This is a genomic window from Rossellomorea vietnamensis (genome assembly GCF_001305855.1).
GTDB lineage: Bacteria > Bacillota > Bacilli > Bacillales > Bacillaceae_B > Rossellomorea > Rossellomorea vietnamensis_A.
Window position 1 is genome coordinate 105,719 of record NZ_LIXZ01000001.1, and the last position, 16,477, is coordinate 122,195.

Below are 16,477 nucleotides of genomic sequence, written 5' to 3' on the forward strand. Positions count from 1 at the left end.
ACTCCTTGAAACCACAAAGAATATAATATCATACAGGCATGCAGGATGCAATAGCCTATTTAGAGTTTCTCCATTCTTCTATCCACGCTTTTTGTCGATCTGTGAGTGGATAACTCTCTAATAGATCCGGTCTTCTCTCATAGGTCCTTCTCAGACTCTCTTTCTCTCTCCATTCATCAATCAGACGATGATTTCCTGAAATCAACTCTCCGGGCACCTTCATCCCTCTGAAATCCGCAGGACGGGTGTAATGCGGATGTTCTAAGAGACCTGAAGAGAACGAATCAAGTATGGGGGAATCCTCATTCCCCAGCACCCCGGGAAGCAGGCGGACAACACTATCGATGACCACCATCGCCCCGAGTTCACCACCGGTCAACACATAGTCACCAATGGAGATTTCGTCGGTTACCACGTGCTCTCTGATTCGTTCATCATAGCCTTCATAATGACCGCAAATAAACACGAGGTGATCTTCTTTCGAAAGCTCTTCAGCCTTTTTCTGAGTATATCGTTCTCCCTGTGGGCACATAAGGATGACCCGCGGCGTAGATTCTTCCTCTTTTCTCAAGGCATCGACTGCATCAAATATAGGCTGAGGCTTCAAAACCATTCCGGCCCCCCCGCCGTAAGGGTAATCATCTACCTGATTATGTTTGTTATCGGCGTACTCACGAAAGTTAATCACATTATACGCAACGGCCCTTTTCTCATTGGCCTTTTTCAAGATGGAATCACCGAAGATCCCTTCGAACATACCAGGGAATAAAGAAAGGACATCAATTCTCATCATGATAAGAGCCCTTCCATCGGCTCGATGGTAATAAGCTGCCCTTCAATATCGACAGTTTTCACGATATCCTCTATGTATGGGATGAGGTACTCTTTCCCACGCTCACCCTTCACTACCCATACATCGTTCGCCCCCGGGCTTAAAATCTCTTTGACGGCTCCCAGCTCTTCCCCTGCGGTCGTCACTACCTTGCAGCCGACGATTTCATGAAGATAGTATTCCCCTTCGTCCAGTTCCTGCAGCTGGTCTTCCTGGACCTTCAGGATACCTTCTTTAAACTTCTCCACCTCATTGATATTTCCATATCCTTCAAACGTAAGCAAATCAAAATTTTTATGATTTCTGTGAGATGTGATCACGAGACCGAGGGGTTCTTGGCCATTCCGGAACAAATAGAGAGTGTTCCCTTTCTGATAACGTTCTTCGGGGAAATCTGTCGTCGATACGACCTTCACTTCCCCCTTAACTCCATGAGTGTTGACAATCTTTCCTACATTAAACCACTTTTCCATCGCATTCACCTCTTGCATTAACGTATTTCTTTCACTATACCGTCTTCTATTACAATCGTCTTTGAAAGGGTTTCTTCCTCCCAATTGTCACCAACTTGAATGTCCATCATACCCTGGACTTCCTTTTCCTTCAGCTCACTGCCAATCGGGAGGATATTGAGCTGTTCCATTTGAAATTCCAACAGCTTGATTTTTTCTGCCCTTTCATTCAATTCTCTTTCAAAATGCTGATTTAATTTATGAGTCGGATATTTCTTGCCACGTTCGATTTTTTTCATTTCGAACTGAAGCTGATCACTTTCTTTTTTCAATTGAAACGTTTGATTTTCATAGCGTTTCATTAACTGGGCTTTACTCTTTTCTGTGAGGACTTGCTTGATTGTTATCGTATGTATCACGTTCAACGGCTTTCCTCCTCCTTCTATTCACCCCTCACTGAAGTCATGACCATAGGGTGTTCTTAGGGGAGAAACGGCTATTATGCGGGCTTAGAACCCATCTGACGCTAGTATACCATTGTATGTCCATCAACCCTATGAAAAAGGGGACTGACGTCTTAAGGCTAAGTAGTAACCTTTGTGGGTCAGTCCCCTGATTCTTAGAGCTTGTTGTAATGAGCTTAAGTAAGCTTTCTTACTCCACTATCTCTAAAAAGATTTTCTTCTGTTGTGAAGATCCTGCTGCAGCGTATACCACAGTTCGAATCGATTTAGCTACTCGCCCCTGTTTCCCAATGACCTTACCCATATCCTCGGGATGAACGGATAACTTATAGGTTAAACCGTTCGTTCCTTCATCCAAGTCGACGCGGACAGAGTCCGGATGGTCAACCAGGGGTTTCACAATCGTTAGAATAAGATCTTTCATCGATCTAATCGATTACTTGCCGTTTTTAGCATTGTGGAATTTTTCCATAATGCCTTGGTTTGAGAATAGGTTACGAACTGTGTCAGATGGCTTAGCACCATTTGATAACCATTTAAGAGCTAACTCTTCATCGATTTTCACTTCAGCTGGTTTAGCAACCGGGTTGTAAGTTCCAACTGTTTCGATTTGACGTCCATCACGTGGTGAACGAGAATCTGCAACTACGATACGATAGAAAGGAGATTTTTTTGCTCCCATACGTTTTAATCTGATTTTTACTGCCATAATTAAAGCACCTCCGAATAGTTTCACACAAGTTAGTATAATATCAAATGTGTATTTTGTTTGTAAAGTGTTTTTTCTTAACAGTTCAATTTTTCTTGTAAAAAATCGAACGAATTGCTTACATAAATGGGAATTTCATCCCTTTTTTCTTACCTTTTCCTTGCATCCCGCTCATCTGTTTCATCATTTTCTTCATGTCCTCGAATTGTTTCAGTAGACGGTTCACCTCTTGAATGGATGTCCCGCTCCCTTTTGCAATCCGTTTTCGACGGGAAGCATTGATTGTTTCAGGATGGGTTTTTTCATCACCGGTCATGGATTGGATGATAGCCTCAACATGACTGATCTGTTTGTCATCGACTTGAATCTTATCCAGACCCTTCATCTTGTTTGCTCCAGGCATCATTTTAAGAAGTTCGTCCAGTGGCCCCATCTGCCTCACTTGACCTAGTTGATCAAGGAAATCATCAAATGTGAAAGACATTGTGCGCATTTTTTGTTCCAGTTCTTTGGCCTTCTCTTCATCAACGCCCGCCTGAGCCTTTTCAATGAGGGATAAAACATCTCCCATACCGAGAATCCGTGATGCCATACGCTCAGGATGGAAGGCTTCCAAGGCATCCATCTTCTCACCCATACCGACAAATTTAATAGGCTTTTCAGTGACGGAACGGATGGATAACGCTGCACCACCCCGGGTATCACCATCGAGTTTTGTCAGGACGACACCCGATATGCCAAGAGCATCATTGAAGCTTTGAGCGACATTTACTGCATCTTGACCAGTCATGGCATCCACCACGAGGAAAATCTCGTCCGGATTGGAGAGTTCTTTGATTTCTTTCAGCTCTCCCATCAGGTTTTCATCAATGTGAAGTCGACCTGCCGTATCAATCAGAACATAATCGTGATGTTCTTCTTTAGCCTTTTCTATGGCATTTTTCGCAATCTCAACCGGGCTTACCTGATCCCCGAGTGAAAACACAGGAAGGCTTAATTGCTTCCCGATGGTTTCCAATTGTTTGATGGCAGCGGGACGGTAAATATCAGCAGCCACCAACAGCGGTTTGCGGTTATGTTTCTTTCGAAGCAGGTTCGCAAGCTTACCAGTGGTCGTCGTTTTACCTGCACCTTGTAAACCAACCATCATAATGACAGTCGGTGGACGTTTAGCGACGGCAATCTGACTTTGTTCGCCACCCATCAAGTTTGTAAGCTCTTCCTGAACAACTTTAATGACCTGTTGACCCGGTGTAAGGCTCTTCATGACTTCTTGTCCGACAGCCCGCTCACTTACTTTCTTGACGAATTGCTTCACCACTTTAAAATTAACGTCTGCTTCTAAAAGAGCAAGACGAACTTCACGCATCATTTCTTTAACATCCGCTTCTGAGATCTTTCCTTTTCCGCGGATTTTTTGTATTGTACCTTGCAGTCGGTCGGCTAATCCTTCAAATGCCATTCATGCCGCCTCCTAATCCAATATTTCAAGATCATCAATGAGTTTTAAACAATGAGAAGAATCGATTGATGGCTCTTCTATTTTTTCTCTGAGTTGGTCAAGAATCTCGTTGCGTTCTTGAAATTTTTTAAATAATAAAAGCTTTTCTTCGTACTCCTCGATCATGGCCTCTGTCCGCTTAATGTTGTCGTACACTGCTTGCCGGCTAACATTATATTCCTCAGCGATTTCACCTAAGGAGAAATCATCCAGATAATAGAGGGACATATAGCTTCTTTGTTTAGGAGTTAACAAAGATTGATAAAAATCGTAGAGATAATTCATTCTGGTCGTTTTCTCCAGCACGGATATCCCTCCTTGTTAAGTGAAAAACCTTTACATATGAAGAATACAGTGTTTACGGGCGATTGTCAAGGATACTTACGGATTTTTCATAGAGAAAAACAGAGCAGCCTGCAAGATAATATCTCAAAGTCTCTTAAGCAGGCTGCCCTATGGATCATGATTTATTCTTCTTCATCAACGAGGGTTGAGAACAACCCATATACATACTTTTCAGCATCGAACGGTTGAAGGTCATCCATTTTTTCTCCCAGACCCACATATTTAACAGGGATCTCGAGCTCGTTCCGGATCGCCAGTACGATCCCTCCTTTAGCAGTTCCATCAAGCTTCGTCAGGACGATACCTGAGACGTTTGTTGCTTCTTTAAAGGTTTTTGCCTGTACCATGGCATTTTGCCCAGTGGTTGCGTCAAGAACGAGCAGTACTTCGTGAGGGGCTCCTGGAATCTCTCTTTCAATCACCCGTTTCACCTTTTCAAGCTCTTTCATCAGATTCACTTTGTTTTGCAATCTTCCTGCCGTATCACAGATGAGTATGTCCGCCTTTTTCGCTTTGGCAGATTGGACGGCATCAAACATCACAGCCGCAGGATCACTTCCCGCCGCCTGCTTAATGACCGGTACCCCTACTCGTTCACCCCATACTTCAAGCTGTTCAATGGCTCCTGCGCGGAAGGTGTCCCCTGCTGCAAGAACAACATTTTTGCCCTGTTCCTTGAACATATGAGCCATTTTTCCGATGGTCGTCGTCTTCCCTACCCCATTCACACCGACAAATAATAAAACCGTCAGTTGGTCGTCTTGAATATTCAGGCTGCTATCCTCATCGCGATCACCCTGGTAGATTTCAACAAGCTTCTCTGAAATGACGGATTGGACATCTACCGTATCTTGAATATTTCTTCGTTTCACTTCAAGTTTAAGTTCATCAATGAGCTCCATGACGGTATCAAAGCCAACATCCGCCCCGATCAGGATTTCTTCCAGCTCTTCAAAGAATTCTTCATCGACTTTGCGGTATCTGGCCACCAGGTCATTCACCTTTGACGTGAAGTTATTCCTTGTTTTACTTAAGCCATCTTTAAATTTCTCTGTGACATTATCACTGGACTCTGTAAATTTGTCTTTAAGCTTCTTAAAAAAACTCACGTTCCCACACCCTTATTTAAGTTTCAAGTAGTTCCTTTGTTTCCTGAAGTCTGACTGATACCAGTTTAGACACTCCGGATTCCTGCATCGTTACCCCATACAGTACATGGGCTTCTTCCATGGTACCTTTACGATGTGTGATGACAATGAATTGTGTCTCATCACTGAATTTCTTTAAATATTGACTGAATCTCTGCACATTCGCTTCGTCCAGGGCCGCCTCCACTTCATCGAGTATGCAGAATGGGACAGGGCGTACTTTTAGAATCGAAAACAGCAGGGCAATGGCCGTCAAAGCACGTTCCCCACCTGACATAAGCCCCAGGTTCTGAAGCTTCTTCCCGGGCGGCTGGGCTACTATATCCACACCGGTGTGAAGAAGATCAGACGGATCGGTCAGCTTCAACTCTGCCCGACCGCCTCCAAACAAGGCTTTGAATACACCTTCAAACTCCTCTTGTATGCTCGTGAAGGTTTGATCGAAACGTTTGATCATTTCGGTGTCCATTTCATTAATGACCAGGTACAGAGTGTCCTTCGCTTCCGTCAGATCATTCTTCTGATCAACTAAAAATTCGTATCTTTCCTTCACCCGTTCATATTCATCAATCGCACCCAGATTGACGGTCCCGAGCTCTTCCAGTGCTAATTTCACAAGTTTCACTTTTTTTCTTGCCTCTTCCACGTCAATTGAAAGGGGGTAGTCCTGCTTTGCCGCTTCAAACGAAAGCATATATTCATCCCTTAAATGATCAAGACGGTTCTCGAGTTCTACATCAAGACGATTGATTTTTACTTCTTCATCCCGCAGGGCACCGACCAATCCTTTATGCAGACGCTTCAATTCTTTTAACTCCATCTCCTCATCATCGACAGAATGTTGAAGGTTGGAGCGCTCGTCCCGGCGAACAGCAATCAACTTGGACGTTTCTTCCTTTTGCACGGCACACTCTTCTGCTTTTATTCCAAGCTGCTCTTCACCTGAGAAGTTATCCTTCATTTCTGTCCGCAACCATTCCAGGTCATCCTGAAGACTTATCTTTCGCCTGTTCGTCTCAGCCATCGTATCCTGCACCCGATTCAGTTGCTGTCGGCTGTTTACGAGCTGCTCATTCCGCGCAGCGAGATTCGCTTTAATATCACTGATTTCATTCAATAAAGCGTCCTTGGACGTTCGTTCACTATTTTTCTGAAGAGTCAGCTCATTAATCTTTTGATCAAGCTGTGCAACCTCTTCCCCTATCTCCTTGAGTGAAGCTTCCAATTCTTTTGTTCTGGAATCATGATTTTCTTTAATTGACGTATAATCTTTTTTCTCCAGGTCATACAAGGACAGCCTTTCATCCAGATTTTGCTGGGAAAGTTCAATTTCACGAAGTTGGGAGAGAAGTTCCTGTTCCTTGAAACGCAAGCTCTCCCCCTTCACTCTCATTTCTTCCAGTTTCTTCTCACGAAAACCACTTTCTTCTTTAAGTGCTTTTACTTGGGCTTGAAGCTGTTCTGTCTGAGTTTCCATACTGGAAAGCTTTTCTTTCATCTCTTCCAGTTCCCCTTTTCTTGAAAGAAGGGAATTTTTCTTCTGTTTCACAGTACCCCCGGACATAGATCCCCCTGGATTGACAACGTCCCCATCCAGCGTAACGAGTCGGTAACGATATTGAACAAGCTTTGCAATTTCGTTCGCACCCTTTAGGTCCGTTGTGATGATGACATTTCCCACAAGGCTTGACATCACCATTTGATAGCGCTCATCAAAATGTAACAGATCAGCTCCCACACCTACAAAGGATGGATGCCCTTTCAGCATATTCTTTTGGCTTTCGGGTATCGATTTCCCTTTGATTACGTTCATCGGCAAGAAGGTGGCACGGCCATATTGATTCTTCTTCAAGAAAGCAATGGCTTTACGCCCGTCTTCTTCTGTATCGACAACAATATGCTGCATCGATGCAGCCAGAGCCGTCTCCATAGCCGTTTCATATGATTTAGGAACCGTAATAAGCTCCGCCACCGCCCCTTGAATGCCGGTTAATTGACCCGAACGCTCTTTCAGGACTTCTTTTACCCCCTGGAAGAAACCTGAATAGTCTTCTTCCATTTCTTCGAGCATTTCTTTCCTGGACTTCGCTTGTTGCAGGAATTGAAATGCCTGATAAAGTGTTTTTTCCTGCTTTTCATATTTGTCTTTCACGGATTCAAGCTTTTTTTGTTCTTCGCGATACAAGAAGATATGCTCATCGATCTGTTCTCTTTGCATCTGAAGTTCTTTCGATCGTTCCTTGTGACGCAAATGTAATTCTTCACGTTGAGAGACGTATTTTTCATTTTCCGCTTCTAATCGACCGCTGCGACTGGATTGCTGCTCCAGCTGCTGTTTGAGATACTGAATTTCATTTTTTGCAGAAGCCTGTTGATTGAGCTTTTCAATGTAATCACTTTTAAATGATTCAATCACATCTTCAATATTTTCGTTATAGTGCTTGAATTGATTCTGTTTCGTGACAAGGAGTTCTTTTAACCCGGACACCTCAGAATCGATCCTCTTGAAGCATTGGTGGACGAATTTTTCTTCCGCTCTACCAGTACTTGCTTTCTACCCTCAAGTTTCTCTAATTCTTCACTTGTGGAAAGGAGCACTTCCTGCAGGCTTGAAATCGACTCATCGAGAGCCGCTATTTTATCCCGGGTTTGTGTCAGGACGGCTTCTTTCTTCTGAATGCGGGAAGAAAGGACCAATTCTTCTTGTCCATGCTGTTCAAATTCTCCACTCAGCTTTTCCCACTGCTTATGTAAATCTTCTATATCATAGACAGTCAAGGCGACTTCGAACTTCTCAAGCTCCTCTTTCTTCTCAAGATAATCACGGGCCATTGAAGCCTGAAGCTTCAGGGGTTCCACCTGTCCTTCCAATTCATGAAGGATGTCATTCACACGATTAAGATTTTCTTGTGTTTCAAATAACTTATTTTCAGCTTTTTTCTTCCGTGATTTATACTTCAACACCCCGGCAGCCTCTTCGAAGATGGTTCTTCTTTCTTCCGGCTTACTGTTCAGGATTTCTTCCACTTTTCCCTGACTGATAATCGAGAAAGCTTCTTTTCCTAACCCTGAATCCATGAACAGTTCGATGATATCCTTTAACCTGCATGGCTGTTTATTCAGTAAATATTCACTATCTCCCGAACGGTAGACTCTTCTTGTGACACTGACCTCACTATAATCGATGGGTAGTGCTCCGTCTTCGTTATCTAAAACAAGGGTCACTTCCGCTATATTGAGAGCTTTCCTTGAATCACTTCCGGCAAAAATGACGTCTTCCATTTTCGACCCGCGCAGGCTTTTTGCCGATTGTTCACCAAGCACCCACCTGATTGCGTCTATAATATTGCTTTTCCCGCTGCCGTTCGGTCCCACGACAGCCGTGACACCCGGAACAAACTCCACGGATATTCTTTCTGCAAAAGATTTAAACCCCATTACTTCTAGTTGTTTGAGGAACATCTTCTTTCCCCCTATTTCGCGTCCAGCTTTTGTTTTAACTTTTCCAGAGCTTTCTGTGCGGCTTTTTGTTCAGCCTCTTTTTTTGACCGGCCATTTCCAACGCCCAATTCTTCATCATTTAAACTCACTCTTGAAATAAACTGACGATTGTGGGCAGGGCCGCTTTCTTCTAAGATGCTATATTCGATCATTCCAGCACTGCCCCTTTGAACCAGCTCTTGTAACTGACTCTTATAATCCATCACATGAGAAAAAGCACCGACATTAATTTTGGGGTAGACCACTTTTTCAAGGATGGAGATGACTGTTTCTAATCCTTGATCCAGGTAGACCGCCCCGATAAACGCTTCAAAGACATCGGCGAGTAAAGCCGGTCTCTCACGCCCCCCCGTCATTTCTTCACCCTTACCCAACAGGATGAGTTCACCGAAATTCAATTCAATCGAAAACTTCACCAGGGAGGGTTCGCATACGATGGCAGCCCTTAACTTGGTAAGTTCCCCTTCACTCATCATAGGGTATTTCTTGAAAAGAAATTGAGATACCGTTAATTCCAGAACGGCGTCCCCGAGAAATTCTAAGCGTTCGTTATCTTCATATGGTTTTCGACGATGCTCATTCACATAAGATGAATGAGTAAAAGCTTGTTTAAGGAGTTTTTCATCTTTAAATTGAATTCCCATTTGATTTTGAAATGTCTTGAATTTCAAATCATTTTTATGTTTCGATAATCCATTACTTCTGTTTTGCTTCCGCATCAGGCACTCCACCTTGCTAATATGTTCTCAATGTATACTAATCAAGTTTATTCTAAAAAAATCATTTACGCAAAAATTTCTTGAACAATGAAGTTAGAACACAAATAAACTTGGTAGGGGTCAGACCCCTACCAAGTTTCAAATGGTTAGAATATAAGATGGAACGCCCATCTTTCTATTCAATCTAACGATTAAGCCTTTGCTTGTATGTAGTTCACAGCATCACCTACTGTGCCGATTTTTTCAGCATCATCGTCAGAAATTTCCATGTCAAATTCATCTTCAAGTTCCATAACCAGCTCAACTACATCAAGGGAGTCAGCTCCTAGATCTTCTTTGAAAGAAGCTTCAAGAGTTACTTGAGATTCATCTACACCTAGACGATCAACGATAATTTTTGTTACACGATCTAATACTTCTGCCATTTTTGTCACCTCCCCTCAAGTATTATAGAGCATTTCCACCTCTAATGAAAAGAGTATACATGAAAACATGCATAAATAATTTCATTTCTACCCATTACATGACCATTCCACCATCAATATGGAGAGTTTGACCAGTCATATACGATGCGGAGTCGGATGCCACAAATGTCACTACTTTTGCAATATCCCCGGGAGCGCCAAAACGGCTTAACGGGATTTGCTTTAACATCTCATTCCGTACATCTTCCGGAAGCTTTTCGGTCATATCCGTCGAAATGAAGCCAGGGGCAATGGCATTCACGGTGATTCCACGGGGGGCAAGCTCTCTCGCAGTCGTTTTCGTCAACCCGATTACACCTGATTTGGCTGCTACATAGTTCGCTTGTCCAGGGTTCCCGCTCACTCCAACAATGGAAGAAATATTGATGATCCGCCCGCTTCGTTGTTTCATCATTTGACGTGTAACGGCCTTCGTACACAGGAATACACCTTTAAGGTTGATGTTGATGACATCATCCCATTCTGTTTCTTTCATTCTCATCAACAGATTATCCTTGGTGATGCCGGCATTGTTCACAAGGATATCGATGGAACCAAATTCAGTAATCGTTTCCTTCACCATAGCCTGAACCGCATCAGCATCGGATACATTACATTGTACGGCTATTGCTTCTCTGCCCAAACTCTTGATTTCATCCACGACTTCGTTTGCTTTCTGTTCACTGCCCGCAAAATTCACGGCGACATTACAACCTTCACGTGCAAGTTCAAGAGCGATCTCCCGTCCGATTCCACGGGATGCTCCTGTCACCAGTGCCACTTTACCTTCTAAATTCATTTAAGCTTCCTCCTTCAGTGCTTGAATGGTTTGTTGTAAGGACGCTTCATCTTGAACAGCATAAGTCTTCACACGTCTGTTCACTTTTTTCACTAATCCTGAAAGGACTTTACCTGGTCCCACTTCGATGAATGTATCCACACCTAATTCAAGAAGCTTCTCGACAGTATCTTCCCATTTTACAGGAGAGTACAATTGTTCAATTAATAATCGCTTGATCTCTTCATGTCCTGTTACAGGCTCTGCCGTCACATTCGCAATGACGGGTACTCCTGCGTCTTTGATCGTGATCGAATCCAAGATTGAAACGAACTGTTCTGCAGCCGGTTTCATCAATTGGGAATGGAAAGGACCACTTACCTGAAGTGGGATGACCCGTTTCGCTCCGGCTTCCTTCGCTTTCTCTGAAGCCAGTTCCACTCCGCGCACCGTACCTGAAATGACAATCTGACCGGGACAATTCAAGTTCGCCAGTCCAACTGGATTGCCCTCATCCGTCACAAGGTCCGTCACTTCTTTCAATGGTTCTCTGCCCAATCCAAGGACGGCGGCCATCGTTCCTTCTCCGCTTGGTACTGCTTCTTCCATGAATTCCCCTCTTTTACGAACGGTATACACAGCATCTTCAAATCCGATGGCACCTGCAGCCACAAGGGCAGAGTATTCCCCTAAGCTGTGACCTGCCGTATAATCTGCCGTAATTCCCTCGGATTTCAAGCGTTCCAGAATGGCCACGCTCGTCGTCAGGAGGGCAGGCTGAGCGTTCGTTGTCTGGGTAAGCTCTTCCTGGGGACCTTCAAATATGATCGTTGAAAGCTTTGTATTCAATCGGTCATCTGCTTTATTAAAATATGATTGCACATCAGGGTATTGCCCGGCTAATTCTTTCCCCATTCCCACCGTTTGGGAACCTTGTCCAGGAAAGATAAACGCGATTTTACTCATTTTAATCCTCACTCCCCTTAATAGCATCTTTTATTGTGTTGGAAACGTCGTGCTTCACCATCTCCCTTGCTTGTCTCATGGCATTATAAAGAGCTACTTCATTAGAAGAACCATGAGCTTTGATGACCGGTGCCTTCAGACCGAACAGGCCGGCTCCGCCGTACTCTGTATAATCGAGCATATTCTTTAATTGTTTCAGGTCATTCTTCACCAGTCCTGCTGCAAGCTTATTTTTCGTTGAGGCCGTGAATGTTTTTTTCAACATGGAGAAGACGGACAGAGCCGTCCCTTCTATCGTCTTCAGTACCATATTCCCGGTAAAACCGTCCGTTACGACAACATCGGCCGGTCCATCCAATAAGTCTCTGGACTCTACATTCCCCACAAAATTGATAGGCAGTTCCTTCAATAATTGGAATGTTTTCTTTGTTAATTCATTCCCCTTTTTATCTTCTGTACCAATGTTCAATAAGCCCACGCGCGGATTATTGATTCCTCTCACTTTCTCGGAATAAATGCTTCCCATCACTGCGTATTGTGCCAGATGCTCAGGTTTCGCATCCACATTCGCCCCAAGGTCAAGCATAAGGAACCCTTTCCCATCAAGTGTCGGAAGGGTCGGTGCCAACGCAGGCCGCTCAATCCCGTCAATTCTCCCCACAATGAACAAGCCTGCCGTCATCAAGGCACCCGTATTCCCAGCTGAAATACAGGCATCAGCTTCCCCATTTTTCACTGCCTGGGCCATGAGCACCATCGAAGCATTCTTCTTTCGCTTCACCGCTCTGACAGGCTCATCCGTACCTTCAATCACTTCATCAGTGTGAACGATCGTCAGGCGATCTTCCGGGGTGATATACTGTTTGATCTGCTTTTCATCCCCGTATAGAAGCACTTCAATATCATTGAATTCACGTAACGCCCGCTTCACTCCAAGAACGATTTCTTTCGGGGCGTGATCTCCGCCCATTGCATCAACGGCTAATCTCATCTACTCTTCATCCTTTACAGATTTTTTAGAGCGATACATTTCAAATTCACCGGTAAAAACGAGCTCACCACCGACTAAACTTTGAACTTCTACCGTTGTTCGGTCTTTTTGATCTTTCATATGTATCACTTTCGCTTTCGCGACCACCCGTTCCCCTTCCTTTACGGGTCGGGTAAAACGGATGTTTGACTTCGCAGTTAACGCCAAGTCGTCATTTATGACAGCCACTGCAAGGGAATTCGCCTGGGCGAACAAGTGGTGTCCTCTCGCAATCCCATTTCTTATAAAGACATGCTCCCGTTTCACATCAAAAATGGATATCGCACTTTGATCCAGCTCTATATCAATAATTTCTCCAATAATCTCTTCAATAGGCAACGATTTCACTTCGTCTTCAAACGATTTCTCCGCAACGTATTTGATGCGTTCACGAAGCTCTGGGATGGACAATTCCATCCGGTCCAACCGGATTGTCTGGACGCTTACCCGAAACCGTTCAGCCAATTCTTCATCTGTTATAAAAGGATTCACTTTGATTGTGTCAGTAAGGTTTCCCTGTCTTTCTTTTTTCGAAAGTCTCAATTTTAACACCGTCCAGTATTAGTACTAGGTACTAATAGTAGTATATAATCTAAAAAAGCAGATTGCAAGAAATAATCTCACAATCTGCCTTTCTAGTCGAGCTTTTCGCCCTCTAATATTCCCGATCCGGATAAATACTCCCTGAGCGGTTCAAACTCTGGATCACTCCAGAATTGAGCCGAACTGATCAACGCTTGAGCATCGTCCCTTGCCACTTCCAGGGCACGGTAGTCATGCACCATGTCTGCCACCTTAAACTCCGGGAGCCCGCTCTGCTTTCTGCCGAAGAAGTCACCAGGACCCCTCAGTTCAAGATCTTTTTCACTAAGGACAAATCCATCATTTGTTTCTGTCATGATTTTCATGCGCTCTTTCCCGACTTCGGTCTTCGGTTCGGCAAGGAGGATACAATACGATTGATGTTCACCACGCCCTACCCTTCCTCTCAGTTGATGAAGCTGACTCAACCCGAATCGTTCCGCATCATAGATGAGCATGAAGGTAGCATTGGGCACATTCACACCAACCTCAACCACCGTGGTGGAAACAAGCACTTGAAGGTTGTTCGCACTGAATTCCCTCATCACTTCATCCTTATCTTCGGGATGAAGTCTCCCGTGCATCAGACCGACCTTGTAACGTCCTTCAAAATAATGGACCAATTGATTATAGACATCGATGGCATTTTGCACATCCAGTTTGTCCGACTCCTCAATCAAAGGACAAATCACATAAGCCTGGCGACCCTGGTCCAACTCCTTATCCATAAATGAAAGGACCCTGGACAGCATGTCCGCTTTCGCCCAATAGGTTTCAATCGACTTCCTTCCGGCAGGCATTTGATCGATGATACTCACATCCATTTCACCAAATACGGTGATGGCAAGTGTTCTCGGAATCGGGGTCGCTGTCATGAATAATACATCAGGACTTTCCCCTTTTTCCCTGAGTACCCTTCTTTGGTTGACACCAAACCTGTGCTGTTCATCTGTGACCACTAGGCCAAGATGCTTGAATTCGACTTCATCCTGTATGAGGGCATGGGTGCCAATGAGAATATCGATCTCACCCTCTTTTAGTTTATCAAGTAAAAGACGGCGCTTCTTTCCTTTTACAGAGCTGGTTAGAAGGGCAACGGACAGTCCCATAGACCCCAGCATTTCGCTAAGGGAATTTGCATGCTGTTCCGCCAGTATTTCTGTCGGGACCATTAATGCTCCCTGATAACCTGCTGTTACACTTGAATACAAAGCAATGGCGGAAACAACGGTCTTACCGGATCCCACATCCCCCTGGAGAAGACGATTCATCCGATAAGGAGATTTCATATCTGCTGAAATTTCATTCACCACACGTTTTTGCGCATCGGTCAGTGGAAATGGCAAAGAATCAATGAACGATTTGACTTTTTCCAAATCATAATGTTGAGGCATGCCGTTTGAATGTTCCCTTTCGAACTTTCTCAAGGCCTGCATCTTCAACTGAAACAACAGGAATTCTTCATAAACAAACCGCCTTCTTGCCTGTTTCATATCTTCGGTGGAATCAGGAAAGTGAAGATGATACAGGGCATCTTTCCGGCTTGAAAGCTTATACTTTTCCATTAAATGGACCGGGAGATTCTCATGGATCAGATGACTATAATCTTTGAAAGCCTTCTTGATGAATTTCCTGAGTGTATTGTTTTTCACCGAGCCTTTCAAGGAATATACAGGTTCAAAATCCCCCTGTTTATCGTGAGGACCCGATTGAAAATACTGGACCGTAATGATTTGCCTGTTTTTATCCCATTTTCCAGTCACCGTCACAGTGTCATGAAGATTGATCTTCTTTTTCAAGTAAGGCTGATTAAAAAACACCGCCTGAACCAGATTCCTCCCAACAAGAATCCGCAGGGTCAAGCGGGATTTCTTTCTCCCATAAAACATCAGTGCGGGTTCCGAATGAACTTTCCCCTCAACCGTGACGCGTTCATCATGGGCAACTTCTTCCAGGTCCCTAAGTCGATAATCCTCATAGCGGTAAGGCAGATATTCTAACAGATCCAGAACGGAATAAATCCCCATTGCATTCAGCTGTATAGCTGTTTCTTCACCAATCCCCTTAATGTTCTGGATTGTCAGTCCTTCATTACGAGTCTTCACGTTTATTCAGGGAAACCCCAAAGATTTTCGCTTCAAGCTCTCTGCCTGTCGGCGTAGCCGCCAGTCCCCCTTGAGCCGTTTCACGAAGAGCTACCGGCATGGTTTGACCGATTTTGTACATGGCATCGATCACTTCATCACATGGGATACGGCTCGTTATACCTGCAAGTGCCATATCCGCTGCAACCATGGCATTGGCAGCACCCATGGCATTCCGTTTCACACAGGGTACTTCCACCAGTCCTGCAACAGGATCACACACAAGACCTAACATGTTCTTCAACGTAATTGCCATGGCTTCCGCTGATTGACCAGGGGTCCCCCCTGCCATTTCAATGATGGCAGCTGCCGCCATCCCACTCGCGGATCCTACCTCTGCCTGGCAGCCTCCAGCTGCACCTGAGATGGAAGCATTATTCGCCACAACGAAACCAAAGGCACCGGATGCAAATAAAAAGCGGATCATTTCATCTTTTGTGGGATTCAACTTATTCTTCACGGCAAAAAGTGTTCCAGGAACGACTCCTGCAGAGCCTGCAGTAGGAGTGGCGCAAATCGTTCCCATCGCTGCATTCACTTCGTTCGTTGCAACGGCTTTACTGACTGCATCCAGAATCGTGTCCCCACAAAGGGAACGACCTGAATCAATGTATTTCTGTAATAATACGGCATCGCCGCCTGTCAACCCTGAATGGGATTTGACACCTTCAAGGCCGCGGGCTACCGCCTGCTCCATCACTTCCAGGTTCTTTTCCATCTGACTATAAACCTGTTCAAATGTTTTACCCGTAAACTCAATTTCCTGTTCGATCATAATATCAGATATTTTCTTGTTCTGACTTTCAGCAAGTTCAACCAATTCTGCTACATTTCGAAACATG

At 44.3% G+C, this 16,477-nt stretch carries 16 protein-coding genes and 1 pseudogene; all 17 read right to left on the reverse strand.

Annotation, left to right across the window (positions count from 1 at the left end):
- Positions 1–55: 55 nt before the first annotated feature.
- The gene (gene trmD, locus AM506_RS00515; protein WP_200908402.1) at positions 56–790 is read right to left on the reverse strand and encodes a tRNA (guanosine(37)-N1)-methyltransferase TrmD; all 735 of its coding nucleotides are present in this window, start codon (positions 788–790) and stop codon (positions 56–58) included.
- Positions 790–1,305, reverse strand: coding sequence for a ribosome maturation factor RimM (rimM, locus tag AM506_RS00520; RefSeq protein WP_060670663.1), 516 nt, complete (start codon positions 1,303–1,305; stop codon positions 790–792). Before rimM ends, trmD begins: the two co-directional genes overlap by 1 nt.
- Before the next feature lie 17 nt (positions 1,306–1,322).
- Positions 1,323–1,709 (reverse strand): YlqD family protein, encoded by a 387-nt coding sequence (locus tag AM506_RS00525; protein WP_060669777.1) that lies wholly within the window; start codon positions 1,707–1,709, stop codon positions 1,323–1,325.
- Positions 1,710–1,938: 229 nt separating this feature from the next.
- Entirely contained in the window at positions 1,939–2,172 is a 234-nt protein-coding gene (locus AM506_RS00530) for a KH domain-containing protein (protein WP_034755686.1), read from the reverse strand.
- A gap of 12 nt (positions 2,173–2,184) precedes the next feature.
- On the reverse strand, positions 2,185–2,457 hold the full coding sequence (gene rpsP, locus AM506_RS00535; RefSeq protein ID WP_060669779.1) for a 30S ribosomal protein S16: 273 nt from the start codon (positions 2,455–2,457) through the stop codon (positions 2,185–2,187).
- Positions 2,458–2,575: 118 nt separating this feature from the next.
- A complete protein-coding gene (gene ffh, locus AM506_RS00540) occupies positions 2,576–3,919 on the reverse strand; it encodes a signal recognition particle protein (RefSeq protein WP_060669781.1) in 1,344 nt (447 codons plus the stop codon).
- Between the two features lie 12 nt (positions 3,920–3,931).
- Positions 3,932–4,264, reverse strand: a complete 333-nt coding sequence (locus tag AM506_RS00545; protein ID WP_060669782.1) for a putative DNA-binding protein — start codon at positions 4,262–4,264, stop codon at positions 3,932–3,934.
- Between the two features lie 161 nt (positions 4,265–4,425).
- A complete protein-coding gene (ftsY, locus tag AM506_RS00550; protein ID WP_060669784.1) occupies positions 4,426–5,412 on the reverse strand; it encodes a signal recognition particle-docking protein FtsY in 987 nt (328 codons plus the stop codon).
- A 16-nt stretch (positions 5,413–5,428) separates the two neighbouring features.
- Positions 5,429–8,913, reverse strand: a pseudogene (smc, locus tag AM506_RS00555) (chromosome segregation protein SMC).
- 11 nt (positions 8,914–8,924) lie between these two features.
- Positions 8,925–9,671: a ribonuclease III gene (rnc, locus tag AM506_RS00560; RefSeq protein WP_060669786.1), complete on the reverse strand. Its 747-nt coding sequence runs from the start codon at positions 9,669–9,671 to the stop codon at positions 8,925–8,927.
- Positions 9,672–9,862: 191 nt separating this feature from the next.
- Positions 9,863–10,096 (reverse strand): acyl carrier protein, encoded by a 234-nt coding sequence (gene acpP / locus AM506_RS00565; RefSeq protein WP_034755712.1) that lies wholly within the window; start codon positions 10,094–10,096, stop codon positions 9,863–9,865.
- Positions 10,097–10,190: 94 nt separating this feature from the next.
- Positions 10,191–10,934 carry a 3-oxoacyl-[acyl-carrier-protein] reductase gene (gene fabG, locus AM506_RS00570; protein WP_060669788.1) on the reverse strand — a complete coding sequence of 248 codons (744 nt, stop codon included), beginning with the start codon at positions 10,932–10,934 and terminating at the stop codon, positions 10,191–10,193.
- A complete protein-coding gene (gene fabD / locus AM506_RS00575) occupies positions 10,935–11,879 on the reverse strand; it encodes an ACP S-malonyltransferase (protein WP_060669790.1) in 945 nt (314 codons plus the stop codon).
- A gap of 1 nt (position 11,880) precedes the next feature.
- Positions 11,881–12,870 carry a phosphate acyltransferase PlsX gene (gene plsX, locus AM506_RS00580; protein WP_060669792.1) on the reverse strand — a complete coding sequence of 330 codons (990 nt, stop codon included), beginning with the start codon at positions 12,868–12,870 and terminating at the stop codon, positions 11,881–11,883.
- A complete protein-coding gene (gene fapR, locus AM506_RS00585; RefSeq protein WP_060669794.1) occupies positions 12,871–13,452 on the reverse strand; it encodes a transcription factor FapR in 582 nt (193 codons plus the stop codon).
- A gap of 92 nt (positions 13,453–13,544) precedes the next feature.
- Positions 13,545–15,596: an ATP-dependent DNA helicase RecG gene (gene recG / locus AM506_RS00590; RefSeq protein WP_060669796.1), complete on the reverse strand. Its 2,052-nt coding sequence runs from the start codon at positions 15,594–15,596 to the stop codon at positions 13,545–13,547.
- Positions 15,583–16,476 carry an L-serine ammonia-lyase, iron-sulfur-dependent, subunit alpha gene (gene sdaAA / locus AM506_RS00595; protein WP_060669798.1) on the reverse strand — a complete coding sequence of 298 codons (894 nt, stop codon included), beginning with the start codon at positions 16,474–16,476 and terminating at the stop codon, positions 15,583–15,585. The genes recG and sdaAA overlap by 14 nt, the downstream gene beginning before the upstream one ends.
- Position 16,477 lies beyond the last annotated feature (1 nt).

Excerpts from the sequence above, each read along its gene's own strand:
- trmD (WP_200908402.1), bottom strand. The coding sequence starts at position 790 with ATGAGAATTGATGTCCTTTCTTTATTCCCTGGTATGTTCGAAGGGATC.
- rimM (WP_060670663.1), bottom strand. The coding sequence starts at position 1,305 with ATGGAAAAGTGGTTTAATGTAGGAAAGATTGTCAACACTCATGGAGTT.
- AM506_RS00530 (WP_034755686.1), bottom strand. The coding sequence starts at position 2,172 with ATGAAAGATCTTATTCTAACGATTGTGAAACCCCTGGTTGACCATCCG.
- rpsP (WP_060669779.1), bottom strand. The coding sequence starts at position 2,457 with ATGGCAGTAAAAATCAGATTAAAACGTATGGGAGCAAAAAAATCTCCT.
- ffh (WP_060669781.1), bottom strand. The coding sequence starts at position 3,919 with ATGGCATTTGAAGGATTAGCCGACCGACTGCAAGGTACAATACAAAAA.
- rnc (WP_060669786.1), bottom strand. The coding sequence starts at position 9,671 with ATGCGGAAGCAAAACAGAAGTAATGGATTATCGAAACATAAAAATGAT.
- acpP (WP_034755712.1), bottom strand. The coding sequence starts at position 10,096 with ATGGCAGAAGTATTAGATCGTGTAACAAAAATTATCGTTGATCGTCTA.
- fabG (WP_060669788.1), bottom strand. The coding sequence starts at position 10,934 with ATGAATTTAGAAGGTAAAGTGGCACTGGTGACAGGAGCATCCCGTGGA.
- fabD (WP_060669790.1), bottom strand. The coding sequence starts at position 11,879 with ATGAGTAAAATCGCGTTTATCTTTCCTGGACAAGGTTCCCAAACGGTG.
- plsX (WP_060669792.1), bottom strand. The coding sequence starts at position 12,870 with ATGAGATTAGCCGTTGATGCAATGGGCGGAGATCACGCCCCGAAAGAA.
- sdaAA (WP_060669798.1), bottom strand. The coding sequence starts at position 16,476 with ATGTTTCGAAATGTAGCAGAATTGGTTGAACTTGCTGAAAGTCAGAAC.